The sequence below is a fragment of the Undibacterium sp. TC9W genome, from assembly GCF_049339865.1.
In the GTDB taxonomy this organism is placed as follows: domain Bacteria; phylum Pseudomonadota; class Gammaproteobacteria; order Burkholderiales; family Burkholderiaceae_D; genus Undibacterium.
Genome location: NZ_JBMPPJ010000003.1, coordinates 1 through 24,983, shown reverse-complemented (window position 1 = coordinate 24,983; position 24,983 = coordinate 1). Strand labels below are relative to the sequence as shown.

Here is a 24,983-nt window from a genome sequence, read left to right as displayed (position 1 = left end):
ATCACGAACAATTTTGTGTCAACAATTTCGCCATGTGGATAAACGCATTCTTACCCACTTTAGGTACATCCCATTTGCCATCCACAGGTACGCGACGCTGGTGGGCGATGACCATATCTAGCCTGGGGATAACCAGCAAGTATTGCCCATGCAAACCCCAGGCCATGTAGGCGCCTTGCAGTGGCGAATCTAAGGGTTCTTCGAGTACCCACCACATATAGCCATAAGCGACATGGCGTGCTGCTGTGCTGGCCGGGTGCATGTCGGACGAAGGTGTATAAACACTGGTGGTCAGTCGCATCCAGTCTGCCGGTATCAACTGCTTGCCATTCCAGTTACCTTCATGCAGGGCGAGCAGGCCTATGCGGGCCATGTCCCTGGTGGATAAAAGGAAATGATAAGGCAGGTGCATGGATTTGCTGCGGTCGCCCCACTTCTTTTGAGCGCTTAGCTTAAAGTCCTGGAATTGCAAAGTCTGTGCGATGTCTTCGTCAAACAGTTGATAAACACTTTTGTGGGTGGCGTTTTCCAGTGCAGTGCCGGCTGCATTGAAGTCCCAGTTGTTGTACAGAAAATAGCTGCCGGGTGTTTGCGTGCCACGCACGGGTGCATTGGCGAGATCATCGCCGCTGTTGGCTGCGACATGGAAAACGCCAGAGCGCGCCGTCAGCAGGTCGCGCAGCCTGGCTTGTTTTTCTGTGGGCAAGAGGCCACCGACATCATTGATATTTGCGGCCTCCAGGGTCTGGTCGAGATTGATAGTGCCATTGGCGACGTATTTGCCATACAGCATAGACAGGATGCTTTTGCGTTGTGACTCTATGATGCCCGGTACTTCCACAGGGCCATGGCTGTACAGGATGTGGCCATCCTTGATGGCGAACAGGGCTGTAGTGGCCTGTTTTTGTACATAGCCATCAAGCTCGGCCTGGCCCTGTTTGCATTGCGCACTTGTCGCGGCTACGCTGTCCCATTCAGCTCCTGGAAAAACTGTGGCGGCATTGCCTGTCAGCGCAACCGTCATCAGCATCGTAGCAAGTAATTTGATTTTGTAAGTAGCCATGGATAGCCTTTCGCATCAACATAGTCTACCTGACCTGAATAAAATGACTTGGTTCCCCGGTTTTTCTATTGCGGATATTCCATAAACGTACTGACCAATGCCCTGGTCGCGAGCCCATAAGTCTTGCCTATTTCCTGCAAGGCTTTATCTATCGCCAGTGCCGGGGCGATGTCAGTGAGCCAGTTTTGCTCTGTTTTCATCTTGTCCAAAACAGCTGCATCTGCCACGGCATCCGGCAGCAGTTGCAGACCATAACGCGACTTCACAACCTGCATGCTGCTGGCATAGGTTTTGACTTGCGAGCGGTAGGTGCGCGACCATGCATCGGCATACAGGGCCAGGGCGATGTCATTGATACCGGCGCTCAGGGGCAGGGAGATTTCTTCATGCGACCAGAAACGCAGCCAGTTGGCTGCAATCGTCGTGACATGGGCGAGACTCATTTTGAATTGCTGGCTGTCATGTGTGGATAAGTAATCTTTTATCCCCAGCTCATTGGCCAGTGCAGTGGCGCGCTCGTGACCTGCAATAGAAGCGACCAGGGCCAGTGACGCAGGCAGGGATGCGGTCACTCCTGTCGTGGTGATGATCTTGCCGTCGGCGAGGTAACGCTGGTTGCGCACCCAGATCGTATTTGGGAATTGTTTTTGCAAACTATCCATGGAATACCAGAAACCCACTGCACGGCGCTGTTCCAGCAAACCCGCATGCGCCAAAACCCAGACGCCATCACAGATACCGACGATGGTGGCACCTTTGGCAGCCTGGGCCCTGACCCAGTTTTGCAACACTGCGGCCTGCACATTGTGCAGGGCCGGTACGATGACATAGTCCGCCCCTTGTGGATAAGTCTGGTCAAATTCTGCCATCGTCGTTTCTGCCTGCATCTTGAGTGCAGGGTAGAGATTGACCACGCCGCTGCCGGTTGCCACGGACAAGACTTGCGCCGCACCTGAGGCCTTGAGCACGGCCGTAGGGCACGACAAAATCGGTGAGCTCGGTCATTTCATTGTCGGCGACCACGGCGACGACAGGCTGCGTGCGGCCAAAACGTGGCTGATAGTCAGGTAAAGGCGTGGGCAAGGTATCAGCACTGGCCAGGGCAAGGCTCAAGGTCAGGAACAGGAAGAGCAGGATTTTTGTTTTCATCAGTACACCGAGGATTTATCCACAGGCACACTATAATCATCAATATCTTGGCCGCAGTGCCAATCTTGTCGCAAATTCTGCCATGAATAATACTACCCGCACTATCGTCTTCATTACCCTGAATGGCGTACAAAGCCTGGACCTCTCCGGCCCCATGGAAGTGTTTGCAGTGGCCAACCAGCACAAACCATCAGCCTTGCCAGCCTATCGCCTGATAGTCGCCAGCCCGCATGGTGGTGTCATCACCACCCATGCCGGGCTGGAAATACATGGGGTATGCGCACTCAGGGATTTGCCAGCAGAGATAGATACCATCATCATCACCGGTGGTAGTGAGGCCGCCATGCGCGAAGCTGCTGCGGAGAATATACTGCTGCCCTGGCTGCAAGGGCGCAGTAAAAATACACGTCGTATTGCGAGCGTCTGCATAGGTGCACTGGTGCTGGCTGCTGCCGGTCTGCTGAATGGCCGCCGCGCCACCACCCACTGGAATAGCTGCGCGCTGCTGCAAAAGCTTTTCCCTGAGGTCAGGCTTGATGCAGATGCGATCTTCACCGCCGACGGCCCTATCTATACCTCGGCAGGTGTCACCGCTGGCATAGACCTGTGCCTGTCGCTGCTGGAAGCTGACGGTGGCCCGGCACTGAGCCTGGCAGTCGCACGTGAGCTGGTGCTGTACATGCGCCGTGCCGGTGGACAATCGCAGTACAGCCATACCCTGCAAAGCCAGGTCTCCTCACAAAGCCAGAGCAACCCGCGCCTGCAGCAATTACTCAATGAGATCATGGCCCAGCCTGCTGGTGACTTGCGAACTCCGGCGCTGGCGGCCAGGGTACACATGAGTGAACGCAATTTCTCGCGTATCTTCCAGCAGGAAACCGGCAGCACGCCGGCCCGTTTTGTGGATGCTGCCCGGCTGGAGTTTGCCAAGAATTTGCTCATCACGACCAGCTGGCCGCTGGCGAGCGGTAGCCGAGCATTCAGGTTATAACAGTCTGGATACCCTGCACCGCAGTTTCATGAAGCATCTGGGGACAACACCGGGGTTTTTCAGGGACAGGTTTGGGAGCGCTGTTTGAGATCAGGAAGCTGCCTACATTTGCTTGAACAAGTGCAGATAAGCACGGCTGACCAATAGTTCGTCTGGCCGCTCTTTGAGTTTGAGCAGGGTGCGGCCTCGAAAGTCACGCGTGGTGCCTGCTATGTGTTTGACTGCGACTATCGTGCCGCGATGTATTTGCCAAAAGCGGCTGGCATCGAGGCCATCCAGCAATTCTCTGAGCGGCATGCGTATCAGTGACTCATGTGTGGCGGTGAAGACCGATACGTATTTGTCATTCGCCTCAATATAAATCACTTCATCGATAGAAATCAACCGGATGTCATTGCCATGTGCGGCGCGTATCCAGTCCAGGCGGCCCGGTGTGGCGGCCGGTTTTGTCACTGTCATGGATGTCATGGCGGACATCAGCCTGGCAAGTACATCTGCGGCAGGTACTGCACCGTCTGCGTCTGCCGCAGCTAGCTGGCGCTTGAGTTTTTCTACACAACGGCCCAGCCTCTCCCTGGTTGGTGGCTTGAGCAGATAATCGACAGCCTCGCGCTCGAAGGCATCTACCGCATACTGGTGGTAAGCGGTCACAAAAACCACCAGCGGTGCCACCTTTGCAGCTTGCAATTGGCTTGCCAGTTCCAGCCCGTTCATGCCTGGCATGCGGATATCCAGAAAGGCGATGGAAGGCGAGAGTTCGTTGATCAGGCGCAAGGCATCTGCACCGTTGTAGGCCTCGGCGATAATCTTCAGCTCAGGCCAGAGCACTGCCAGCTCTGCTTTCAAAAAATTGACGAGGGTGATTTCGTCGTCTGCTATGAGTGCGGTAGGCATGTTTTGTATTCGCGTCAATTCAGGTGTGCGTTGGGGCTGGCAAGGGCAGATGCAGGCTCACACTGACGCCGCCTGCGGCATTTTCCGTAATACTCAGACTGCCTTGCTTGCCATACAGTGCTGCTATGCGTTCACGCAAGTTAGCCAAGCCTACCCCGCCACCTGGCTTGCTGCTGGCAACTGTCTGGAAACCCACGCCGGTATCACTGATCGTGACATGCAGATGATCTTTCTCTACGTACGCTTTCAACAGGATTTCGCCGCCTTCTATCTTGGGTTCCAGGCCATGGCTGATGGCATTTTCGACGACAGGCTGCAAGAGCATGGGCGGGATGGACAGGCTGGCAGCTTGGTCTGACATTTCTATGCGATAGCGCAAGCGTTCACCCATGCGCAACTTCATCAATTCCAGATAAGCGCTGATCGTATCAATCTCGCCTTGCAGCAGGGTGTCGCTGTCACGGCTGGCCGACAAGGTGGCGCGCAGGTAATCGATGAGGCGTTCCAGCAAGAGACGGGCACGCGCCGGATCAGGTTGAATCAGGCCTACCGCATTGGCCAGGGTGTTATACAAAAAATGCGGCTCCATCTGTGCCTGCAACATGCGTAACTGCGCCTCGAGCGCACGGCGCTCTGACTCCAGCGCGCGACGCTGTTCTGTCGCGATTTTTTCCTTGTCCCGCAACTCACGCTCCCTGACCAGATAGGCGAACACGAGTACGCAGGAAACCAGCACAGACACAATGCCAAAGTTCAGGATAACGCTGGTCTTGAAGTAATCCAGGCGCAATGCTGCCGGATTGATGAGTAGCACAGCCAGGAAATAGCCCACAAAGACACCACAGCTGGGCACGATGAGGTAATAGGCCGCCCACTTCCAGCCACGTATATTCTCTATCCATGGCCGCAGCAAAAAAGAACTGAGCGCAAACAGGATATGGATGGAATAAGAAATCGACATCGCGATGACAAGATTATTCCATAGCTGCGCAAAAAACCGTTCACGCGACAGGTTATACGCATACAGGGCAAAGAAGAACAGGGCAAAACCCAGACCCAGTATGAAGGTATAGACGAGGTCGCGCAAAATACCCGGCTGCCAGCGACGGAAAAAGGCTATCAAGGCGAGGGGATGGTCATCGGCACCTTGCTTGCCAGGCGAAGTGCTGACTGGCTTGGCCGGGGTGGCCGGGTCGGCGGGCATAGGTTTCATCATGACAGTCTAAACAGGTGGGCGGGGGCTGGCAAGTCTGCCCTCCCCCGCTTAAGGGCAGACTCAGGCCGCCAGAAAATTACCATGAAAGCACAGCGGTGCCGCATAGGGCAGGCGTGCCCTGGCCACCGGGCCTTGCGATAAATGCGCACCGTCAAACACGCTCAGCGCCGTCTGCGACTTTTTCACATCGTAAGCCACACCGAGCAACCACACACCCTTGCCACCCTGCTTGGGTACGGGTATGTGTTCTTCAACTACCCAGTCCTGGCCATAGTTGTATCTGTCATGACGGCCAGTTTCCATATCTATGCTGGCGATGCCTGTCATGCCAAATTCTGGCGATTTGTCACCGGTGGTCACGAAGAGCTGGCGGTTGCGCAAACCCATATCGACTGGTGATACACGGGGAAATTCTGTCACGCTCATCAGTTTTTCGCTGCTTGCCGTGCCCATGTTCAGTTCGAGGGTGATGAGCACAGTATCAGCATTTTGCAGCTTCCCGGCATCGCCACGCATGATGCTACCGAGACCCCTGAGGCTGCTGTCGTCTGCTGCCATGCTGGCATCCAGGCGTATGGTATTACCTTCGTCCCAGCCATTACCGGAGTGAAAGACCATGCCTGCTGGCATTTCTATAATGCGGCGCAGGCTGAAATCTGCACGATCCACGACCACCGCACGCATGGGACGCTGGCCATTCCAGACATGTGAGCCCAGGTAGCTCTGGTCCGGTGAATTACGCAAATCAAACGGTGGCACCAGGAAGACCATGTATTTTGCCGTTAACACGAAATCATGCACCATGGGCAATTGCGGCACATTGACCATGCCGAACTTGCCCAGGCTGCCATCGGCATCTATGCGCCATAACAGCAGTTTGTTGGCACCAGGTGCGACGCCAAAATTCCACAGCACACCATCTGGTGAAATCCTCGGATGGGCAGAAAATGGCATGGCAGCCAGATCATCGCGCCAGGTCTTGATACCCTCGGTCGCCAGGCTGACCGGATTGAGCTCTGTGGCCGAGCCGCCTTCCCACAAGGCATACAGCTTGCCTGCATGTGGCACGGCATTGGTATTGGCGGTGTTGACCGTATCATTATTACCTACTGGCCTGCGGCTGAAGCCGGTACCAAAGGCAGGATACAGAAACTGCCCGGCAGCCGACTCTTCGACAAATTTCTTGGTACGCACGAAATGCGCCTGATGCCGCACCCGGCCATTCTCCATTTGCCACGCATGTACCATGCCGTCGCCATCAAACCAGTGGCGATAGCGCTCATCACCGAGCTCAAAGCGCGCCGGGCCATTGCGGTAGAAAGTGCCGTTGAGCCCGGCAGGCCAGCGACCTTCGACGACTGCCGCGCCGCCTGACAGGTCGGATTCCCGGTTTTTGAGCGCGGCCAGGCGCTGGTGGGCTGGCAGGTTCGCCAGAAAGGCATCCCTGGTTTCATCTGCATATGCTCCTGCTGGCAATGCGATGGCTGGCAGCGCCGCCAATGCACCACGCAAGAAATGACGTCTGTCCATGGCAAGTCCTCCTTTAGCGCAGTTTGATGCTGATGAGCTTGCCGACATCCGGCACTTGCACCAGCGCCTGGGCAAAGCTGGGAGGGCCGTAATTGCCTGCCGCATCATTGCTGAAGCCATAAGGCTCGACCGGCATGCCTAAGGGATTGCTGTCAAGCTTGCCATTGCTGTTTTCATCCTGGAATACGCTGAGGGCATAATCGCCAGCCGGTAAACCGGCAATCAACAGTTTGACCTTGTCAGCCTGGGCATCGACAGCCGCTACCTTGTAAGGCTGCTTCATGAAATTTTCTGACTTGTCATACACAGCGACCATGACCTTGCCTTTGGCGCTCTTCAGGCCTGTCACTTCTACCGTCAGCTCTGCTGCCTGCGCCATGCCAGTCACTGCGACCATTGCCAGTGCCGCGAAAATAATGGATGGAAAATAGTGTTTCACAGTTTGTCTCCTGTAGTTTGCATCGCCACTTGCGATACCCGTATCTTGCCGCCCCTGCGGCAGGCTTGCCGGGGTATGCGACGAAGGCAGGCTCAGATGGCGCGAATTGCTTACCTGGTTCGCGAACTGCTGCAGGACTAGGAGGAACCATGCCTGTAGGAGCGGCTTTAGCAGCGAATGGTCGATACAGGAGAGAATATGCGGTACGGCGAATTGTTCGCGGCTGAAGCCGCTCCTACGTAATAAAGGAAATATGAATACTGTTAATCAACAGAAACCCATCCCCATCCCAGCCTTCCCCCTTGAAGGGGAAGGAGAAAAAGCGACAAAACTCAAATCGACATATCCCGCAACATCCTGGAAGCCTCGCGATTCGCCAGCAAGACACTGCCATCGCGCATATGCAGGCGTAATTGTGATTGCTCGTCGGCTTTCATGGATTCGACAAAATCCAGGTTCACCAGCAGCGAGCGGTGTATGCGTATGAAGCGTGCAGGATCAAGGCGGGTTTCGAGTTCAGTGATGCCCAGCCTGACCAGGTGGGTACGGTCACCGACAATGATGGCGGTGTATTTGGCATCGGCCTTCAGGTAAGCGATGTCATTCACATTGACCGGGAAGATATGGCCACGGTCGCGCACCAGTATGCGCTCAAGCCTGCTGGTTTCGCGGCCTGCGGCGAGATTCAAGGCATGTTCCATGGCTTGCATCGATGGCGGGGCATCCAGCAGGCGATCTACGGCCGCATCAAAGCGCTCACGGGTAAAGGGCTTGAGCAGGTAATCCACGGCATGCAGTTCAAAGGCGGTCACGGCATACTGATCATAGGCGGTCGTGAAGACGATTTCTGGCAAATGGCTGAGACGGCGCAAGACTTCAAGACCCGTCATTTCGGGCATTTGTATGTCCATGAAGACAACGTCGGGTTTCAGCAAATTAATTTGCGCAAGGGCCGTGACGCCATCGGCAGCTTCACCGATGAGGCTGAGTTCTGGCCTGTCGCTGACGGCATCGCGTAAGACTTCGCGGGCCAGGGGTTCATCTTCTGCAATGAAGGCGGTTTTAATTTTACTCATGATTTGATACGCTCAAGCGTCACATCGAGGAGATAGGAATGGTCAAGCATATTTCAAAACCTTGTCCGGGTGCGGTATTTATGCTGAAACTGGCGCGCTTGCCATATTCAAGCTGCAAGCGGCGCTCTACGGTTTTGACACCTATGCCGCTGGAGGCATGGACATCGGCCAGCTCCGCACCTGGGCCATCATCCCTGATGGTGATTTCCAGCTCGCCATGCAAGGCCTTGAGCCTGGTCTTGATGAGCAGATTACCCGGCTGGCTGCGCGGGTTGAAGGCATGCTTGATACTGTTTTCTACCAGTGGCTGTACGGTCAGCGGCGGGATACCAAAGCCACCCGCCATTTCATCAAGCTGCCAATCGACATTGAGCCTGTGGCCAAGGCGGAGGGCTTCCAGATTCAGGTAATCACGGACGAAATTGAGTTCATCTTCGAGAGCGACATGGGTAGTGCCGTTTTTCTCGGTATCAAGCACATAGCGCAGCATGTCAGAGAAGCGGAACAATGCGGCCTCAGCCGCCTTGCCATCCTTGCGCATGAGCGCGATGATGGAATGCAGGGTATTGAACAGGAAATGTGGATTGAGTTTATTGCGCAGGCTGGCCAGTTCGGCCACCACCAGCAAACCCTGGGCCTGGGTCGCAGCCAGCACCTGTACGCGGCGCGCCTCGCTGGAACGCACGGTATGAAAAATCGCTGCGACCACGCCATACATCATGAGGCTGTACAGGAAGGGCCAGATATAGGCACTCAAGGGCCGGACTGCTTCGATTTCTTTGACGTGCACAATCATTTGCATGAAACCACTGACTGCGTAGTGCCAGAAAAACCCGAATACCAGTGACAACAGGATATGGGTAAACACGATACTCAGAGGCCGCAAACCCTTGCGCTCCATCAGGCCAGTCATGGGCCAGATCAACGCCAGGGTCAGGGCTGCAGGCAAGGTATTGATCTCTGAATACATCGCCAGTTGCAAATCAAACTGGCCTTTGGACAAGCCGTCAATCTGTATCGCGAGCGCAATCAGTACGGAATACGCTATCCATGCCAGGGTATAAAAAAGCCACATGCGGCGCATCGTCATCCTTTCCATCAAGCTGATGCAATGACAGGAGTATCCGGCAATTCTTGCCAGACTGCCACTGCCATGACACCAAATGAGGAATTAAGGAGCTTAAGTGTACTTAAGGGTGCTTAAGGCGTTTAAGTGCATGCCTGCCTGCGATTAATCCTTCTCGCGTTCCCAGTATTCCAGCGTGGCTGCCTTGTCATAGCCTTCGCCAGCCAGCACTACACTGATGCGGTTGCTGTCGGGATAAACAATCACATCATGCGGATTGCGTTCGCCTATGACCAGGTAGCGGCATACCGCATCGGTATGATTGAACAGGCTGTGACCGACCTTTTGCCCGGCCGGGAATACCATGTAGTCACCAGCTTTCATGATGTAGGTCTGTTCACCCATGCGCAGGGTCAGGCTGCCGTCGAGCATCATCATTTGTTCTTCTTCCAGATAATGATAATGGTTGGGGCAGGCAAGTTTGCCGGGTGACAGTTCTTCCAGGCTGACGCCTACATGCTGGCAGCCGCCATATTGGCCTAGCTGGCGGTAACGCGAACCAAAACTGTGGCCGTGGGAATATTCATCCCAGGGTACATCGTCTACCGCAAACGGACGCGTCACCCCGTCCTCAGTGAGTGCGATGGCTTTTCTTTTTTCTGTCATATCTGCTTCCTCAGGAATATCAGGTGGCTATACGTGATCCGGCTGGTGTGCGTCTACTTTTCCCATCTCCAGCAAGACTTCATGGGCAGAACGGTAGGCGTCGATGGCCAGCGGCATGCCGCAATACACACTGGCATGTAATAGTACTTCTTGTATTTCTTTCATGCTTGCGCCGTTATTGACAGCACCACGTACATGGCCCTTTATCTCGTGCGCACGTCCCAGGGCGGTCAGCATCGACAGTGTGATCAGGCTGCGGGTTTTTAATTCCAGGCCATCGCGGCACCAGACCGTGCCCCAGGCATTGCGGGTGACAAATTCCTGTAGCGGTGCAGTAAAGGCATCGGTATTGCTGAATGCCTTTTCGACAAAGGCCTCGCCCATGACTTGCTTGCGTATTTGCAGGCCATCGTCAAATTGCTGATCTGTTTGCTGGTTCATTGCCATACACTTTCTTTGTGGTTTATTTATAAAGACATGCTAGCCTTATGAAGACAAGGGGTCAAAACCGGCTAGAGATTTGTTGTTTTTATGGACGAATTCAATATCTTTATCATTTAAGTGTTTATCAAGCAATTTGTTTGAGTGCAGACTATATCTGCGCTTTACTGGTTACAGTTCTTTACAGAAAACCCGCTATCTTTACTCAAAGCGGGAATTATTTGCCCTGGACAAGGCTTATGATGGATGTAAAGAGCATGCCTGTAAGACTGTTACAGTCCACTAAGAGCTGCTTAGACCCTACGCAAGACAGACAAGATCATCATGACATCTCCGAATCTGACTTTGGCAACATGCCTGACGACCGCCTTTCTGGCTACGGCCAGCTGGTGCATGCCTGCAACTGCGCTGGAAACCGGCAAACCCGCGCCGGCATTCAGCGCCCAGGCTGGCAAGGGCAATGTGCAACTGGCTGATTATCGCGGCAAAGTGGTCTATCTTGATTTTTGGGCATCCTGGTGCGGGCCGTGCAAGCAATCCTTCCCGTGGATGAATGCCATGCAAAGCAAATACGGCGCACAGGGTTTGCAGGTAGTGGCGATCAACCTCGACAGCAATCCCGAGGAAGCACAGGAATTCCTGAAATCCACACCCGGCAATTTTCAGATAGCCTATGACCCCAAGGGCATCATGCCGCGTCAGTATGAAATCAAGGGCATGCCCAGCAGTGTATTGATAGACAGGGATGGCAAGATCATTTCGCAGCACGCAGGATTTAACGAAGCCAGCAAGGCAAAAATTGAACAGGCGATCATCAGCAGCCTGGGGAGTAAATGATGAAACAATTCATAACCACGAAATTACTGGGAAAACTGGCCTTGCTGGGCCTGGTCCTGTCCTGCAGCGCCTGCGGCAATATGCAACTGGTACAGGCTGTGCAACCCTGGGAAAAAGGCAAGCTGGCGAAAAAGGAAATGACGTTTGACCACGACCTGCTGGAAATCAAGTTCGCCGAGCATACTTACTCGAGCAAGGAATCTGCCTTTGGCGGTGCAGGTGTTGGTGGTGGCGGCTGTGGTTGTAACTAATTAGGGCTTACGCAAAACCGCCCCAGCTGCGTTGTAGCTCCTAGCCGTACTAAAGTACTGTCTTCGTCGCTACGCCTTGCTGGGACAATTTTGCGTAAGCCCTATCAATGAATAAATATGAGCATGATTAAGACCAGGAAAAAAGCATGAAACCAGTCAAGCCCATAACCCCTGACAATCTCGCCAGCACTTTGCTGGCCGCTGCACTTGCCTTGCCCATGATGCAGGCAGCGCATGCAGAATCGGCACCGGACAAGGGTCTCATCAGCCTGAAATTACTTGATTACAAAGACAGCCAGCCCGGTGAAGACCGCGTCAAGGTACAGGCCAGTGCGCTGAAGATCATGGCGCCCTTGTCGGATGAATGGTCGGTCGGCGCGACTTATGTGACTGACAGTATCTCCGGTGCCTCGCCAGCCTTCCATAGCTATGGCCTGGTCAAGCTCAGGGACTTTCGCCGTGCACTGGATGCTGAAGTCACCCGCTATTTCGCGCACCATACCCTGACCCTGGGTGCCAGTGCATCAAGCGAATCCGATTATATTTCGCGTGGCATGTCACTGCAGGGCAGCCAGTTCAGTGAAGATAAAAATACCACCTGGACTGCGGGCCTGGGTTTTGCCAATGACACCGTCAGCGCCTCCACCGGCAGGGTCAAAGCTCAAAACAAGCAGGTGACTGATGCCCTGCTGGGCCTGACCCAGGTCATGAGCATGAATGATATTGTGCAGGTCAATTTCAGCATGGCGCATGCCAAGGGCTATCTGTCTGACCCTTACAAGGCTTTTGACAAGCGCCCGGATGAGCGCAACAGCTATACACTGCTCACCCGCTGGAACCATCATTTCGATGGCACGGGCGGTAGTGCACGTGTCAGCTACCGTTATTTTGGCGATAGCTGGAAGATCAGGTCGCATACCTTCAATCTGGAATATACCCAGCCTTTTGGCAAGGGCTGGAGCGTGACGCCGCTCGTGCGTTTTTACAGCCAGAGCGCAGCCAGTTTTTATGTTGATGCGCAGCCTGACATTTATCCATTTGCCCCTAACCCGCCAGATGGCGCACAGAATTATTCTGAGGACCAGAGGGTCTCAGCTTATGGCGCACGCACTGTCGGTATCAAGTTGGCCAAGCAGATCGATGAAGACTGGCAGGTCGATGTGAAATTTGAGCAATACCAGCAACGTGCTTCTTACCGTTTGTTTGGCAGTGGCAGCCCGGGGCTATTGCCGTTTGATGCCAAGACCATACAGCTTGGTTTGTCGCGCCAGTTTTAGTGAATGAATTTGGTTTTATGCAGATTTACCGTATCCCTTTCAAGGCCATGGCCAGCACCTGTGAAGTCGTTATCGCGGATACCGATGAACAGACTATGTTTGCCAAAGCACAGGAAGCGATTGCCGAAGTGCGCAGGATAGAAGTCAAGTATTCGCGTTACAGACCAGACAGCATCGTCTCGCGCATTAATGCCCAGGCGGGTAGTGATGCCGTGGTCTGCGATGAAGAAACTGTGGCCCTGTTTGATTATGCCCAGGCCCTGTACCAGGCCAGTGACGGTTTGTTCGATATCACGGCAGGCATCTTGCGCCAGGCCTGGGATTTCAAGAGCCAGCGGGTGCCGGCAGCAGATGAATTACAGGCCTTGTGCCAGCGCATAGGCTGGGCAAAGGTGGAAAGAACCAGTAACAAGCTCAGACTGCCACAGGCAGGCATGGAAATCGATTTTGGTGGCTTTGGTAAAGAGTATGCGGCAGACCGGGCAGCGGCAGTGCTCGAGGCCGCAGGCGTCACACATGGCTATGTGAACCTTGGTGGTGATATACGGGTGCTGGGCCCCAAGCCAGATGGCCAGGCATGGGTCATGGGGATACAAGACCCGCGCCAGCAAGACAAGATCGCGGCCAGCATACCGCTGACCTCAGGGGCGCTGGCCACCAGTGGGGATTATGAAAGATATTTTGAAGCAGGCGGACAGCGTTATTGCCATATCCTGAACCCGCGCACGGGCATGCCGGTCAGTCACTGGCGTAGCATCAGCGTGCTGGCCCCTTTGACTGCACTGGCTGGCAGTTGCACGACGATAGGCATGCTCAAGGAAGCTGATGCGCTGGCGTATCTGCAGCAAACCGGATTGCGTTTTCTGGCAATAGACCAGCAAGGCATAGTACATACGCAGGCTGCGGCCTGAACCAAGAATTTGAGGAGTGCATCATGGCAACCATAGTAGGCGACGACGGCAATAATACCTGGACCGTCATTAATCCATCGACGTTTACGCTCGATGGCAAGGGTGGCATAGACACACTCAATCTGGGTACTTCGCTGCGTTCAGAATACAAGATCACGCTGGCGGCAGATGGTTCTGTGCATGTCGATACTCTCTCTGGTGCGAGTGGCGAATTGCATGCGACGCTGCTGAACATGGAGCGTTTGGTCTTCAACAATGGCAAGGACGTGCTGGACCTGCTGAGTTTCTTTGGCGATACCACACCGCCTTCGGTCATCAGCTTCAGCCCGGCCACGCTGGCGACCAGCGTCGCCACCAATAGCGATATCGTGCTGACCTTCAGTGAGACTGTCACCGCTGGCAGTGGTACCATCAGCCTCATGAATGCCGATGGCAGTGTGGTAGCCAACTACAACATCGCACAAAGCAGCAATGTCACGATCAGCGGCAATACGGTTACCATCAACCCAACCAATGACCTGAGCAATGGCAGCACTTACAAGCTGTCGATACCTTCTGGCGCAATCAAGGACATGGCGGGTAATAATTTCATTGGTACCAGCAGCTATTCGTTCACCACGGTAGCAAAGGTGATCGCCGGTGGTATTGTTGGCACAGCGGGCAATGACACTTTGAATGGAACGGCTGGTAACGACAGTTTCAACGGCCTGGCCGGAAATGACATCATCAATGGTGGCGCAGGCATGGATACTGCGATTTATGCGGGCAAGCGGGCTGACTTTAACATCACTGCAGCGGGTGCCAATTTTACTGTGCAGGATAAAACCGGGGCTGAGGGTACCGATACGGTGAACCAGGTAGAGCGCCTGCAGTTTGCCGATATGTCGGTCGCGCTGGATATCAATAACACCGCTGGAGTGGCTTACCGCATTTACCAGGCAGCCTTCAACCGCACACCGGATCTGCCAGGCCTGGGTTACTGGATAGGGCAGATGGACAAGGGATCAACACTGAACCAGGTTGCTGCAAGCTTCGTCATTTCCGCCGAGTTCAAGCAATTGTATGGGGCGAATATCTCTGACAATGCCTTCCTGACGGCCCTGTACAGTAATGTTCTGCACCGGACGCCAGACCAGGCAGGCTTTGATTACTGGAATGGGCAGGTCAGCAAGGGCATGACAAGAGCCGACATACTCGCCAGTTTTAGCGAGAGTACCGAGAACCAGGTACAGGTGGTTGCCAAGATACAGAATGGTATAGATTTCATTCCGTTTGGCTAAGTTCTTTTCAACTGATGCTGCAGAAGTGCAGCATCAGTCCTGTGCATAAATCAACGCTTATACACAGCCTCGATATCCGCAGCAAAATGCGCGAGCAAATTATTGCGCTTGAGCTTCAGGGTAGGTGTGATCAGGGTGTTTTCCACAGTCCATGGTTCCAGCGTCAAAATCGCGGCGCGTGGTTGTGCATAGTAGGGAAAACCTTTGGTCAGCGCCTTGATACGTTGCACCACTGCTTTTTGTGCCTGTGGTGATTTCAGGCTGGCAGCATCCTCAGGATTAAGGCCCAACGAAGTGGACAACTCCAGCCAGTAAGCACGGCTCAGCACGACGGCGCAGGCGATGAAGGGGGCATTTTCGCCAAATGCATAGGCTTGCTCAAACACGGCATCATTCATGATCGCCAGTTCCAGATCAACCGGGGCGATTTTTTCACCAGTAGAGGTGACGATGATTTCCTTGACGCGACCAAGAATGCGCACACGGCCATCAACAATCGAAGCCTGGTCACCAGTACGCAGCCAGCCATCGATAAAGGTCTTGGCAGTATCTTCTTCGCGCTTCCAGTAGCCGCGCATGACATTCGGGCCACGCACCTGCAATTCTGCATTTTCACCTATGCGCACTTCTACTTTTTCCACAGCCCGGCCTACGGTAGCAGGGTCATTATCATCGGGTGCATTGAAGGCGACTACGGGCGCAGTCTCGGTCATGCCATAACCCTGCACGATAGGGATACCAAGGCCCAGGAAGCATTGTGAAATTGCCTGCGACAGTGCCGCACCACCACTGACCGCCACCCGCAAGCGGCCACCAAACTGGTTCTTGAGTTTGCTGGCAATCAAAGGTTCCAGCACCAGCCAGCGCAGGCTGTCGAACAAGGCTGTCATGCCATCACCCTTGAGCAAACCCTGCTCACGGCTGAAGCGGCGCCAGCCAGTGGAAATCGCCAGATTGAACAAATTTGCCTGCAGTTTGGAGGCCGACAGTTTGGTCTGGATCACGCCATATACACGCTCATAAATACGCGGGACGGAAATCAGGATCGTCGGCCGTACTTCCAGCAAATCTTGTGGCAATTGCTTGACCGAGCGCGAGAAGGCAACGCAGGCACCTGCCGCAATCGGCAGGTAATAACCGGCTGTACGTTCAAAGGTATGCGACAAGGGCAGGAAGGATAGAAACACATCGCTAATAACTGGCGAGACCCTGTGGACAACTGCCTTGACGTTGGACACCACATTCGTGTGCGTCAGCATGACGCCCTTGGGTTTGCCTGTTGTGCCCGAGGTATAGACCAGGGCTGCCAGGTCATCGGCTACCGGGCCTTTTGCCGCGGCTTGCAGATGTGCTGCGGTGGCCAGCCATTCGTCGATTTGTACGACCGGGACATTGGCTGGCAAGGCTGCAGCATCCAGCTCTTTTTCCAGCACAACCACCTGGCGCAGGGCTGGCAAGTCCAGACCTGCACTGGCAATATCTTTCCATTGCCTGTCGCTTGCCGCGATTAAAAATGCAGCATCGCTATCACTAAGGATATAGGCAATACTGGCCGGGTTATCCAGTGCATGCATGGGCACAGGTACAAAGCCACAAGCCTGCACGGCCTGGTCCATGCAAACTGCATACAAGCCATTTGGCAACAGGATGGCAATGCGGGAACCGTGCTCAAGCGCCAGCGGTGATAAGGCCTTGATAAAACCCTGTACCCGCTCTTTCGTTTGTTGCCATGAATAAGATATCCACAGGCCCTGTGCATCATCGAATTGCCGATAGGCTTCGGCATCAGGAGTTTGTGCTACCCGCCAGGCAAATAATTCTGCCAGGGTTTGCACTGTGGATAAGTCGGGAGTTGTTGCTGTTTGCGCAGAGTTAGACATGAAATGCTGAGAAATTGAACAAATTGGCGGTCAGGCTTCACCGGCCCCGGTGAAAACGCTTATTTTTCGTTATTTGAACGAAAATGCACACCAAAAGCGTCATTATGCAACATTTTGGATGAAAGCTTATTGCCGGAGCTCAAAACACCCATTTCAAATTTATGCCGCCAATTTGAAGAAAAACACTATGCCGCCTATAAAAGACCAAAACAACACGGTCATCGCCAGTTCACGCGATATCTGCAAATCAATTTTACGCTGGCCTTTTGCATGCACTTCCATCTCGCTCACACTGGCAAAAGCAGCACAGCCACAAGCCTGGCACCGCGTTAAAGATTTGCCGTTTTCTGCGGTACATGCATGGCAAACCCAGTCGTAATCAAGTTGTTTTTTCATCATTGCTGTCTTTTAAAAATATGATCAATTCCAGTTCCACCAGTTGGGTGCGCACGGGGCACCCACCGAAAACAAGCAACAGTCCTGGCAATGGTTTTACCAGTAAAACACGGCCCACTTCTGCGCAGATTATAATAAAGCCCTTGTCCGCCCCATCCCACTCAGGAGTATCCATGTTAGGCACACAAGACCTCGTCCAGTTCATCATTGCCGGTATCTTGCTCAATATCGCCCCCGGCCCCGATTCCATCCTCATCATGACACGCAGCGCGACGCAGGGCTGGCGTGCGGGTTCGGCGGCAGCGCTGGGCATAGGTGCGGGTACGCTGGTACATATCATGGCGGCGGCACTGGGTTTGTCGGCTTTGCTGGCGACTTCTGCCACAGCCTTCACTATCGTTAAACTGGCTGGTGCGGCTTATCTATTGTATATAGGTGCATCCATGCTGTTTAGCAAGGCAAAATCTGCCGACGCGGATACCGAGGCCAAAGCCAGCCTGCCAGTACTCAGCCACCGCAAGATTTTCATGCAAGGTTTTTTGACGAATATCCTGAACCCGAAAGTGGCGATTTTCTTTCTGGCTTTCGTGCCGCAATTTATCGCTACTGATGCCAGCAACAAGCCACTAGCCTTGATCGTGCTGGGTTGCATCTTTAATTTCAATGGCATGCTGTGGTGCCATTTCCTCGCTATCTCGACTGCATTTGCCAGACAGCGCATGCGTGTCAATCAGGCTGTCACGCTGTGGCTGAACCGCTTCATTGGTTTGATGTTTGTTTCTTTTGGTATCAAACTGGCGCTGTCGGGCAAGCATTGATAATGAATCAGGCGCGCAAATGAAAACATGCCGCATCCTTGAGAAATGCGGCATGAATGCCAGGCTCTGGATAAATCCCAAAGTGCCTGAAAAACGCCAGTAATCAAATGCCTATTTAATCGGCAGGCAACTGGTATTTTTAACTTCTTCCATCACTGCATAGGTATGCGTTTCACGCACACCGTTTAATTGCAGCAGGGATTTACCCAAAAAGTCGCGGTAGGCATTCATGTCTTTGACACGTGCCTTGACGAGGTAGTCAAAACCACCGGCTACCATATGGCATTCCAGCACTTCAGGGATGGCTTGTACGCCACGCCGGAAAGCGTCGAACACGTCTGGGGTCGTGCGGTCGAGCACAACTTCTATAAACACCAGCAGGGCCACATCGAGCAGATGTGGATTGAGCTGGGCTGTGTATCCCAGTATGTAGCCGGACTCTTGCAGCTTGCGCACGCGTTCCAGACAGGCAGCAGGAGAGAGGTTTACCCTTGTTGCCAATTCTACATTACTGATACGGCCATCGTTTTGCAATTCGGCCAGAATTCTTTTACTGATTTTGTCGAGCATAAGAAGTCAAAAATCGTCAGTGTGGTGATTAATAATATTCGGCATAATTTTCTCACAAAAAAGAAAATTTCGATATATGTTCTGATTTCCAGAATTAATCATCGAAGAGCATCTATACAATGAAATCATATTTGTTTTGATTATTTTTATATGATTGCGATAACCGTGCCAGCCAATAACCAGCCTTTTTCTGCCCTGCAAGCAGAGCTACTTCCCCCTGCCAGTCCTCTCAGAACTGCCATTACCGAAGCATACCGCCGATCCGAGCCAGATGCGGTGCAATGGCTGCTCGACAATGTAAATGCCCATGAGGACCAGCAAAAGAGTGTTGCAGAACTGGCACACCGCCTGGTCAGCAATGTGCGCCAGCAACGCACCCGTGCTTCTGGTGTTGATGCCCTGATGCATGAATTTTCACTGTCGTCAGAAGAAGGTGTGGCCCTGATGTGTCTGGCCGAGGCGCTATTACGCATCCCCGATCATCAAACTGCCGACCGCCTGATTGCCGACAAGATCAGTAAAGGTGACTGGCGCAAGCACCTGGGTGAATCACCCTCACTGTTTGTGAATGCCGCGACCTGGGGCTTGCTGGTAACTGGCAAGCTGGTCAGCACGAATAGCGAGCAAAGCCTGGGGTCTGCCCTGACTCGCCTGATCGCCAAGGGTGGTGAGCCTTTGATACGCAAAGGCGTCGATATGGCCATGCGCATGCTGGGCAACCAGTTTGTCACTGGCCAGACCATAGAAGAAGCCCTGAAAAACAGCCAGGACAATGAAAAACGCGGCTACCGCTATTCTTATGACATGCTGGGTGAAGCTGCGCTGACTGCCAAGGATGCGGCCTTCTATTACAAGGCCTATGAAACGGCTATTCATGCGATAGGCAAGGCCTCGAATGGCCGTGGCATCAAGAATGGCCCTGGCATTTCCGTCAAACTGTCTGCCCTGCACCCGCGTTATTCCCGTGCCCAGCGCGAACGCACGATGAATGAATTGCTGCCATTGCTGAAAAAATTGCTGTTGCTGGCCAAGCAATACAATATCGGCCTGAACATTGATGCGGAAGAAACCGACAGGCTGGAATTGTCGCTAGACCTGATGGAAGCGCTGGCCTTTGATGTCGACCTCAAAGGTTTTGAAGGCATAGGTTTCGTCGTGCAAGGCTATCAAAAACGCTGCCCGTTTGTGATTGACTACCTAGTCGATCTGGCGCGCCGTAGCGGCAGCAAGTTCATGATACGCCTGGTCAAGGGTGCTTACTGGGATGCAGAAATCAAGCGCTCGCAAGTCGATGGCATGAGTGGTTTCCCGGTATATACCCGCAAGGTGTATACCGATTTGTCTTACCTGACCTGTGCGCAAAAACTGCTGGCTGCGACTGATGTGATTTATCCACAGTTTGCCACCCACAATGCTCTGACCTTATCGACCATTTATACCTGGGCACAAAAAGCCGGTATTACTGATTATGAATTCCAGTGCCTGCATGGCATGGGCGAGACCCTGTATGACCAGGTGGTAGGTAAAGACAAGCTGGACAAACCTTGCCGTATCTATGCCCCGGTAGGCTCACACCAGACCTTGCTGGCTTACCTGGTACGCCGCCTGCTGGAAAATGGCGCGAACTCCTCCTTCGTCAACCAGATCGTTGATGAGAGCGTATCGATAGAATCCATGCTGGCCGACCCGATAGCCGTCTCGCGTGAGCTCGGTGGTGCACCGCATGCAGCCATTGCCTTGCCCAAGGATTTGTTTGGCAAGGAAAGAAAAAATTCTGCTGGCCTGGATTTTTCGAATGAACTGGAATTGCAAAAAATCAGTGCTCACTTTGCCGAAAGCAGCCAGCAGTCTCTCATAGCCGCACCCATCCTGCATGGCCAGGTATCTGCTACTCAGGCGCGCCCTGTGAATAACCCGGCAAACCAGTTGGATGTCGTTGGTGAAGTCATCGAAGCCGATGCCCAGGATGTGCAAACTGCCCTGCACGCGGCAGAACAATATGCGATGGACTGGCAAACCACAGCGCCGGTAGAACGCGCTGCTGTTCTGAAGAAAGCCGCTGATTTACTGGAAGCGCAAACCCTGGATTTCATGGCGTTGGCAATACGTGAAGCTGGCAAATCACTGCCAAATGCACTGGCAGAAGTTCGCGAAGCAGTAGACTTTTTGCGCTATTACGCCGCTCAGGTAGAGAGCCAGGCAAATACCCAGGCTTTAGGGCCGGTGGTCTGTATCAGCCCATGGAATTTCCCGCTGGCCATCTTCATTGGTGAAGTCAGTGCCGCGCTGGCTGCTGGTAACGTCGTGCTGGCCAAACCGGCAGAACAAACGCCACTGATCGCTTATCGCGCCATACAACTGATGCATGAAGCTGGTGTGCCCCGTGGTGCCCTGCAATTCTTGCCAGGCACGGGTGAAGTCGTTGGTGCGCAGTTGGTGGCAGATCACCGCGTCAAGGGTGTGATTTTTACTGGCTCGACTGAAGTTGCGCAAATCATCAACCGCACGCTGGCAAAACGTGCGGTAGCAGAGGGCATCGATATACCGCTGATTGCAGAAACCGGTGGCCAGAATGCCATGATCGTCGATAGCAGTGCATTGCCTGAGCAAGTCGTCAATGATGTCTTGTCCTCTGCTTTTGACAGTGCGGGCCAGCGCTGTTCAGCCCTGCGCGTGCTATGCCTGCAAGAAGATATCGCCGACAAGACCATAGAAATGCTGCACGGTGCCATGCAGGAATTACGCATAGGCCAACCAGACCGCCTGGCTATCGACATCGGCCCTGTCATTGATGCCGAAGCGCAAAACAATCTGATGAGCCATATCAATGGCATGCGTGGCAAGGCCAGGTCCTTCTATACGCTGGATCTGGCAGCCAACTGCCGCGCCGGTACCTTTGTTGCGCCTACAGTCATAGAAATCGCTAACCTGGACGACCTGAAAAAAGAAGTATTTGGCCCTGTACTGCATGTCTTGCGTTACAAGCGCAATGACTTGCCAGCATTGATAGACCAGATCAATGGCACCGGTTTTGGCCTGACCCTGGGCATCCATACCCGCATTGATGAAACCATCGATTTCATCATCTCCCGCGCCCATGTCGGTAATATCTATGTGAACCGCAATATCGTTGGTGCGGTAGTGGGTGTACAACCCTTTGGTGGCGAAGGCAAATCCGGTACCGGCCCCAAAGCTGGCGGCCCGCTTTATCTGAAACGCCTGCAACGCACGCCTGTCACTGGCCTGGGCGGACATACCGTATATGAACGCCAGTCACCACCAGCACTGGAAGCCTTACTGGTCTGGGCACAAAAACAGGGGCATCAAAAAATTGCCGAACTGGGTGAACATTATGCCCACAACAGCCCATACAAAGTGACCCAGGTCTTGCCTGGCCCGACGGGCGAACGCAATACCCTGTCGTTTGCGCCGCGTGGCCGTATATTTTGCGCAGCAACGACAGTCAACTGCATCATCAACCAACTGGCGGCAACGCTGGCCACTGGCAACCTGCCGGTACTGCCTGCACAAACCATGGCTATCCTGCCTGCCGGTTTGCCAGCCGAAGTCAGCAAACTCATCATTACTGCCGAGGCAGAACAATGTGGTGCACAGCTCGCCCTGGTGGAAGGTGGCTTGCTGTCGCATTACAAGCTCTTGTTTGCGGATCTGGATGACGCTATTGTCTCCGTTGTCGAAACTCAGGACCATGCAGAAATACCTTTGTGGCGTTTACTGGCTGAACGGGCACTGTGTGTGAATACCACGGCTGCCGGTGGTAATGCAAGTTTGATGACACTGGCGACCTGATCGTTTTCTGTCCTGTCGCTGTAAAGAAAAAGCTCCTGATCTCAGGAGCTTTTTTCATGGCGGAAAGATATAGCGCGTATCATCTCAAGTATTGATTTGGATCTCCTTTCTTATACTCATGAGTAAACCTCAAACCCCTTTTATTTCTTCAAGAAAGCGGCCTAAGTAAAGCCGCTCTGCTGACCTGGTTGCCACCATATTGGAAGCTGCTCTCCAGGTTTTGCAGCGTGAAGGCGCACAAAAATTTACTACGGCGCGGGTGGCCGAAAGAGCGGGCGTTAGCGTGGGTTCTGTGTATCAGTATTTTCCCAACAAGGCGGCCATCCTGTTCCGTCTGCAAAGTGATGAATGGCGGCTGACTGGCGGCATGTTGCGCGAGATATTGCAGGATACCCAGCAGGCACCGCTGGAGCGCTTACGTAGCCTTGTCCATGCTTTCATTCGTTCAGAATGTGAAGAAGCCCAGATGCGCAGTGCCCTGACCGATATCGCCCCGCAGTATAACGATGATCCTGAAGCGCAGGAAGCATGGCAATACTGGGATCAGACCGTGCAGGTATTTATTGAGGAATTGCTGCCCACGGCAACAGCAGCAACACGTTCCATCGTTGAAGAACTGATTTCCATTACGCTCAGCAGTGCCGGTGAACATGTGTCGGCAAATGACTATCCAACTGACAGGATAGATGACTATGCGCATGCCATGGCAGATATGTTTTGTGTTTACCTGAGTAGCGTCAAAAGCAAAAAGGAAATTGATCAGGCTTCATGAAAACCTGATCAATTGATGTAGTACCTATTTTGTGGGGTGCAAATGGTGCACCCTACAAAATTTAAATACCTTATACACTTGCAGTTGCTTTTCCCAGCAAACGCACAGCCACCAGTAAAGACAAAGCAACTGCCACGCTGGCTGCCAGAAAAACAGCATCAACTCCCCAATGCCCGGCGATAAAACCTGCCAGTGGACTGACTATGCCCAGCGACATATCGAGAAAAGCGACATAGGCACCCATGGCGACGCTGCGGCTTTGCGGTGGTGCACGGCGCGCAGCTTCTACACCGAAACCGGGGAAGGCCAGTGAATAGCCAAAGCCCGTCAGGGCAACACCTATATAAGCCAAGCTGGCAGTATCAGCCCACCAGATCAACAGTAGGCCTGCAGCTTCTATTACCACATTGACGAGTGCTACCCGGGCTCCACCGACCTTGTCTGGCAAATGACCAAATAATATCCTGGCCCCAATGAAAGCTACGCCAAAGAAGGTAAATGCGAGCGAAGAATTACCCCAGTTTTTTGCTGCAAACAACAAGGCAGAAAAAGCCGTGATCACACCAAAACCTATACTGGCCAGAGCCAAGCCCAGGCCAGGTATCATGACGGTACTCAATACCTTGTAAAAAGGCATGCGGGTAGTAGCTGTCGGTGCGATGGCAGGTATGTATAAAGCTACCAGCAACGCCACTACCGGCATGCAGATAGTCGCAATACCTATGCCGGCAAATCCCCATTGCGCATGGATGGCCACACCAGCCGGTGCACCGAAGGCAAATGCTCCGTAGATGGCGATACCTACCCAGGCCATAACCTTACCTGCATTTTGCGGCCCGACCAGGCCTATGCCCCAGCCCAGGGCTCCGGTAACAATCAGGCTCTCACCTATGGCCAGCAAGATACGGCCAACCAACAATATCCATACCGATACCACTGGTGTAGTAACAAAAGGCAGCGATGCCAGATACACCAGACCTGAGCTGGCAATAATCACGGCGCCCGTGAGTAATGCCCGTTTGGTACCACGCATATCGGCAAAATTGCCAGCCCAGGCGCGTGACAGCAGGGCAACGGTAAATTATGCACCGATGACCAGGCCTACGACCAGGGTACTCATTCCCAGACTGTTATGCAGGTATAAGGGCAATACGGGCAGCTGCATACCCATGGTCAGAAAGCCGATAAAAACGGCCAGTGTCAGAGGCAGCAATTTCAGAAAAACACTGCCACCAGCGGCTGCTGGTGCTGCAGACAAAGGTGGTGAAGATTGAGAAGATAAAGACATAAAAAACTCCAGACATAATCGTGTGATTGATGCTGGATATGATAAAAGTCTTCACTCTGGTCGAATAGTCGCGTAATTTTAGCAGCGCGAAACTGCCTTGCAAGCCAGGCAGGACGTGGCTTTGCTAGTTTTTCAGATTCTTATTTTTTAACAGGTGGCGCTAAGTATTCGCGTTTTAAATGGATGCAGAGAGAGCCTGTAAATAAAAGTGTGTAAGTAATTCTGGCAGATGAAGCTCCTATAATGAGGAATTGCCAAAATGACGACAAACGCAATGGAAAGAAGCAAACTGCAGGCGCTGGCCAAAGAGCTGGCGAAAGACATCAAGACCGAAGCTGATTTGAATGCATTCTCCCGTGAGC

General features: G+C 53.3%; 24 protein-coding genes and 1 pseudogene. 9 read left to right on the top strand and 16 right to left on the bottom strand.

Annotated elements, in window-relative coordinates:
* Position 1: 1 nt before the first annotated feature.
* From ACO0LN_RS04320 to ACO0LN_RS04310, 3 genes are all read right to left on the bottom strand, one after another.
* Positions 2–1,063, bottom strand: a complete 1,062-nt coding sequence (locus tag ACO0LN_RS04320) for a serine hydrolase domain-containing protein (RefSeq protein WP_422971313.1) — start codon at positions 1,061–1,063, stop codon at positions 2–4.
* Between the two features lie 65 nt (positions 1,064–1,128).
* Entirely contained in the window at positions 1,129–1,995 is an 867-nt protein-coding gene (locus ACO0LN_RS04315) for a DJ-1/PfpI family protein (protein WP_422971873.1), read from the bottom strand.
* Positions 1,919–2,212: a hypothetical protein gene (locus tag ACO0LN_RS04310; protein WP_422971311.1), complete on the bottom strand. Its 294-nt coding sequence runs from the start codon at positions 2,210–2,212 to the stop codon at positions 1,919–1,921. The genes ACO0LN_RS04315 and ACO0LN_RS04310 overlap by 77 nt, the downstream gene beginning before the upstream one ends.
* An 82-nt stretch (positions 2,213–2,294) precedes the next feature.
* Between ACO0LN_RS04310 and ACO0LN_RS04305 the strand changes: the two genes are divergently transcribed.
* The gene (locus ACO0LN_RS04305; protein ID WP_422971309.1) at positions 2,295–3,203 is read left to right on the top strand and encodes a GlxA family transcriptional regulator; all 909 of its coding nucleotides are present in this window, start codon (positions 2,295–2,297) and stop codon (positions 3,201–3,203) included.
* A gap of 102 nt (positions 3,204–3,305) precedes the next feature.
* Here ACO0LN_RS04305 and ACO0LN_RS04300 read toward each other — a convergent pair whose 3' ends face one another.
* The 8 genes from ACO0LN_RS04300 to ACO0LN_RS04265 all read right to left on the bottom strand — a co-directional run bounded on the left by ACO0LN_RS04300 (position 3,306) and on the right by ACO0LN_RS04265 (position 10,531).
* Complete coding sequence (locus ACO0LN_RS04300; RefSeq protein ID WP_422971307.1) at positions 3,306–4,097, bottom strand: LytR/AlgR family response regulator transcription factor; 792 nt, start codon at positions 4,095–4,097, stop codon at positions 3,306–3,308.
* A 19-nt stretch (positions 4,098–4,116) separates the two neighbouring features.
* Positions 4,117–5,310 carry a sensor histidine kinase gene (locus ACO0LN_RS04295; protein WP_422971305.1) on the bottom strand — a complete coding sequence of 398 codons (1,194 nt, stop codon included), beginning with the start codon at positions 5,308–5,310 and terminating at the stop codon, positions 4,117–4,119.
* A 63-nt stretch (positions 5,311–5,373) separates the two neighbouring features.
* Positions 5,374–6,843, bottom strand: coding sequence for a carotenoid oxygenase family protein (locus ACO0LN_RS04290; protein WP_422971303.1), 1,470 nt, complete (start codon positions 6,841–6,843; stop codon positions 5,374–5,376).
* A 13-nt stretch (positions 6,844–6,856) separates the two neighbouring features.
* A complete protein-coding gene (locus ACO0LN_RS04285) occupies positions 6,857–7,282 on the bottom strand; it encodes a DUF2141 domain-containing protein (protein ID WP_422971301.1) in 426 nt (141 codons plus the stop codon).
* 332 nt (positions 7,283–7,614) lie between these two features.
* Complete coding sequence (locus ACO0LN_RS04280) at positions 7,615–8,358, bottom strand: LytR/AlgR family response regulator transcription factor (RefSeq protein WP_162044066.1); 744 nt, start codon at positions 8,356–8,358, stop codon at positions 7,615–7,617.
* A gap of 19 nt (positions 8,359–8,377) precedes the next feature.
* Entirely contained in the window at positions 8,378–9,448 is a 1,071-nt protein-coding gene (locus ACO0LN_RS04275) for a sensor histidine kinase (protein WP_422971299.1), read from the bottom strand.
* A 141-nt stretch (positions 9,449–9,589) separates the two neighbouring features.
* Positions 9,590–10,090, bottom strand: a complete 501-nt coding sequence (locus tag ACO0LN_RS04270) for a cupin domain-containing protein (RefSeq protein ID WP_422971297.1) — start codon at positions 10,088–10,090, stop codon at positions 9,590–9,592.
* Between the two features lie 27 nt (positions 10,091–10,117).
* A complete protein-coding gene (locus ACO0LN_RS04265) occupies positions 10,118–10,531 on the bottom strand; it encodes a carboxymuconolactone decarboxylase family protein (protein ID WP_422971296.1) in 414 nt (137 codons plus the stop codon).
* 324 nt (positions 10,532–10,855) lie between these two features.
* On the opposite strand from ACO0LN_RS04265, the gene ACO0LN_RS04260 reads away from it, so the two are divergent.
* The 5 genes from ACO0LN_RS04260 to ACO0LN_RS04240 all read left to right on the top strand — a co-directional run bounded on the left by ACO0LN_RS04260 (position 10,856) and on the right by ACO0LN_RS04240 (position 15,087).
* On the top strand, positions 10,856–11,368 hold the full coding sequence (locus tag ACO0LN_RS04260; protein ID WP_422971294.1) for a TlpA family protein disulfide reductase: 513 nt from the start codon (positions 10,856–10,858) through the stop codon (positions 11,366–11,368).
* Entirely contained in the window at positions 11,368–11,619 is a 252-nt protein-coding gene (locus ACO0LN_RS04255; RefSeq protein ID WP_232063621.1) for a DUF4266 domain-containing protein, read from the top strand. Before ACO0LN_RS04260 ends, ACO0LN_RS04255 begins: the two co-directional genes overlap by 1 nt.
* A 146-nt stretch (positions 11,620–11,765) precedes the next feature.
* Entirely contained in the window at positions 11,766–12,896 is a 1,131-nt protein-coding gene (locus tag ACO0LN_RS04250) for a DUF3570 domain-containing protein (protein ID WP_422971292.1), read from the top strand.
* Between the two features lie 17 nt (positions 12,897–12,913).
* Positions 12,914–13,807 (top strand): FAD:protein FMN transferase, encoded by an 894-nt coding sequence (locus ACO0LN_RS04245; RefSeq protein ID WP_422971290.1) that lies wholly within the window; start codon positions 12,914–12,916, stop codon positions 13,805–13,807.
* 23 nt (positions 13,808–13,830) lie between these two features.
* Positions 13,831–15,087 (top strand): DUF4214 domain-containing protein, encoded by a 1,257-nt coding sequence (locus ACO0LN_RS04240; protein ID WP_422971288.1) that lies wholly within the window; start codon positions 13,831–13,833, stop codon positions 15,085–15,087.
* A 50-nt stretch (positions 15,088–15,137) separates the two neighbouring features.
* On the opposite strand, the gene ACO0LN_RS04235 is transcribed toward ACO0LN_RS04240, so the two are convergent.
* The 3 genes from ACO0LN_RS04235 to ACO0LN_RS04225 form a co-directional block, all read right to left on the bottom strand.
* Positions 15,138–16,967 (bottom strand): AMP-dependent synthetase/ligase, encoded by a 1,830-nt coding sequence (locus ACO0LN_RS04235; protein WP_422971286.1) that lies wholly within the window; start codon positions 16,965–16,967, stop codon positions 15,138–15,140.
* A gap of 159 nt (positions 16,968–17,126) precedes the next feature.
* Positions 17,127–17,363 carry a zinc finger Ran-binding domain-containing protein gene (locus ACO0LN_RS04230; RefSeq protein WP_422971284.1) on the bottom strand — a complete coding sequence of 79 codons (237 nt, stop codon included), beginning with the start codon at positions 17,361–17,363 and terminating at the stop codon, positions 17,127–17,129.
* Positions 17,347–17,538: a hypothetical protein gene (locus tag ACO0LN_RS04225; RefSeq protein ID WP_422971282.1), complete on the bottom strand. Its 192-nt coding sequence runs from the start codon at positions 17,536–17,538 to the stop codon at positions 17,347–17,349. Before ACO0LN_RS04225 ends, ACO0LN_RS04230 begins: the two co-directional genes overlap by 17 nt.
* Here ACO0LN_RS04225 and ACO0LN_RS04220 point away from each other — a divergent pair.
* Positions 17,537–18,181 carry a LysE family translocator gene (locus ACO0LN_RS04220; RefSeq protein WP_422971280.1) on the top strand — a complete coding sequence of 215 codons (645 nt, stop codon included), beginning with the start codon at positions 17,537–17,539 and terminating at the stop codon, positions 18,179–18,181. The two genes, ACO0LN_RS04225 and ACO0LN_RS04220, sit on opposite strands and share 2 nt — an antisense overlap.
* A gap of 111 nt (positions 18,182–18,292) precedes the next feature.
* On the opposite strand, the gene ACO0LN_RS04215 is transcribed toward ACO0LN_RS04220, so the two are convergent.
* Positions 18,293–18,751, bottom strand: a complete 459-nt coding sequence (locus ACO0LN_RS04215; protein WP_110254407.1) for an Lrp/AsnC ligand binding domain-containing protein — start codon at positions 18,749–18,751, stop codon at positions 18,293–18,295.
* 150 nt (positions 18,752–18,901) lie between these two features.
* On the opposite strand from ACO0LN_RS04215, the gene putA reads away from it, so the two are divergent.
* Positions 18,902–22,561, top strand: a complete 3,660-nt coding sequence (gene putA, locus ACO0LN_RS04210) for a trifunctional transcriptional regulator/proline dehydrogenase/L-glutamate gamma-semialdehyde dehydrogenase (protein WP_422971278.1) — start codon at positions 18,902–18,904, stop codon at positions 22,559–22,561.
* A gap of 199 nt (positions 22,562–22,760) precedes the next feature.
* A complete protein-coding gene (locus ACO0LN_RS04205; protein ID WP_422971276.1) occupies positions 22,761–23,333 on the top strand; it encodes a TetR family transcriptional regulator in 573 nt (190 codons plus the stop codon).
* 70 nt (positions 23,334–23,403) lie between these two features.
* Here ACO0LN_RS04205 and ACO0LN_RS04200 read toward each other — a convergent pair.
* Positions 23,404–24,621 (bottom strand): annotated as a pseudogene (locus tag ACO0LN_RS04200) (arabinose transporter).
* Positions 24,622–24,983 lie beyond the last annotated feature (362 nt).

What these genes read in the sequence shown, in the direction of transcription:
- ACO0LN_RS04320 (WP_422971313.1), bottom strand. Translation starts at nt 1,063, where the DNA reads ATGGCTACTTACAAAATCAAATTACTTGCTACGATGCTGATGACGGTT.
- ACO0LN_RS04310 (WP_422971311.1), bottom strand. Translation starts at nt 2,212, where the DNA reads ATGAAAACAAAAATCCTGCTCTTCCTGTTCCTGACCTTGAGCCTTGCC.
- ACO0LN_RS04305 (WP_422971309.1), top strand. Translation starts at nt 2,295, where the DNA reads ATGAATAATACTACCCGCACTATCGTCTTCATTACCCTGAATGGCGTA.
- ACO0LN_RS04300 (WP_422971307.1), bottom strand. Translation starts at nt 4,097, where the DNA reads ATGCCTACCGCACTCATAGCAGACGACGAAATCACCCTCGTCAATTTT.
- ACO0LN_RS04295 (WP_422971305.1), bottom strand. Translation starts at nt 5,310, where the DNA reads ATGAAACCTATGCCCGCCGACCCGGCCACCCCGGCCAAGCCAGTCAGC.
- ACO0LN_RS04290 (WP_422971303.1), bottom strand. Translation starts at nt 6,843, where the DNA reads ATGGACAGACGTCATTTCTTGCGTGGTGCATTGGCGGCGCTGCCAGCC.
- ACO0LN_RS04280 (WP_162044066.1), bottom strand. Translation starts at nt 8,358, where the DNA reads ATGAGTAAAATTAAAACCGCCTTCATTGCAGAAGATGAACCCCTGGCC.
- ACO0LN_RS04275 (WP_422971299.1), bottom strand. Translation starts at nt 9,448, where the DNA reads ATGACGATGCGCCGCATGTGGCTTTTTTATACCCTGGCATGGATAGCG.
- ACO0LN_RS04270 (WP_422971297.1), bottom strand. Translation starts at nt 10,090, where the DNA reads ATGACAGAAAAAAGAAAAGCCATCGCACTCACTGAGGACGGGGTGACG.
- ACO0LN_RS04265 (WP_422971296.1), bottom strand. Translation starts at nt 10,531, where the DNA reads ATGAACCAGCAAACAGATCAGCAATTTGACGATGGCCTGCAAATACGC.
- ACO0LN_RS04260 (WP_422971294.1), top strand. Translation starts at nt 10,856, where the DNA reads ATGACATCTCCGAATCTGACTTTGGCAACATGCCTGACGACCGCCTTT.
- ACO0LN_RS04255 (WP_232063621.1), top strand. Translation starts at nt 11,368, where the DNA reads ATGAAACAATTCATAACCACGAAATTACTGGGAAAACTGGCCTTGCTG.
- ACO0LN_RS04250 (WP_422971292.1), top strand. Translation starts at nt 11,766, where the DNA reads ATGAAACCAGTCAAGCCCATAACCCCTGACAATCTCGCCAGCACTTTG.
- ACO0LN_RS04245 (WP_422971290.1), top strand. Translation starts at nt 12,914, where the DNA reads ATGCAGATTTACCGTATCCCTTTCAAGGCCATGGCCAGCACCTGTGAA.
- ACO0LN_RS04240 (WP_422971288.1), top strand. Translation starts at nt 13,831, where the DNA reads ATGGCAACCATAGTAGGCGACGACGGCAATAATACCTGGACCGTCATT.
- ACO0LN_RS04235 (WP_422971286.1), bottom strand. Translation starts at nt 16,967, where the DNA reads ATGTCTAACTCTGCGCAAACAGCAACAACTCCCGACTTATCCACAGTG.
- ACO0LN_RS04230 (WP_422971284.1), bottom strand. Translation starts at nt 17,363, where the DNA reads ATGAAAAAACAACTTGATTACGACTGGGTTTGCCATGCATGTACCGCA.
- ACO0LN_RS04220 (WP_422971280.1), top strand. Translation starts at nt 17,537, where the DNA reads ATGTTAGGCACACAAGACCTCGTCCAGTTCATCATTGCCGGTATCTTG.
- ACO0LN_RS04225 (WP_422971282.1), bottom strand. Translation starts at nt 17,538, where the DNA reads ATGGATACTCCTGAGTGGGATGGGGCGGACAAGGGCTTTATTATAATC.
- ACO0LN_RS04215 (WP_110254407.1), bottom strand. Translation starts at nt 18,751, where the DNA reads ATGCTCGACAAAATCAGTAAAAGAATTCTGGCCGAATTGCAAAACGAT.
- putA (WP_422971278.1), top strand. Translation starts at nt 18,902, where the DNA reads ATGATTGCGATAACCGTGCCAGCCAATAACCAGCCTTTTTCTGCCCTG.